Below are 453 nucleotides of genomic sequence, written 5' to 3' on the forward strand. Positions count from 1 at the left end.
AGCAGCACTGCTATTCTTATCTCCACTCGGAGATACCATACCGCGTAAGCGCCTTATCGCTATCTTATCGGTACTGCTCGTCATGTCGTCACTATTGGCATTTTCAGCAAGCAGTTTACTCGCATTAGTCGTGGCATGTTTCGTCATCGGATTGAGTGCCAATATTACCCAGCAGCTCATCCCTTTTGCAGCATCACTCAGTACTCCAGAGTCGAAAGGCAAGGTGATTGGCACACTGATGACGGGCCTCACTATCGGCATCTTGTTGTCACGTACCCTAAGTGGGTTTGTGGGAGAGCAGTTTGGCTGGCGCGCGGTTTTCATTATGTCCGCCGCTATCGCGATGATTTTTGGTGTATTGCTTTACACTTTTCTACCAAGCAATAAGCCAACAAGTACCATGCCGTACCCTAAATTAGTGGCGAGTATGGCGACATTGTTTAAGAAACACAG

Annotated in this window: 1 protein-coding gene; it reads left to right on the top strand. The window is 47.9% G+C overall.

Features of this window, described 5'->3' with window-relative positions; translation table 11 throughout:
* Positions 1-453 (top strand): MFS transporter (locus tag AB4585_RS26525; RefSeq protein WP_372171732.1); only part of this gene is annotated, 453 nt, incomplete at both ends.

The organism is Vibrio sp. 10N.222.49.C9, assembly GCF_041474985.1.
GTDB lineage: Bacteria > Pseudomonadota > Gammaproteobacteria > Enterobacterales > Vibrionaceae > Vibrio > Vibrio crassostreae_C.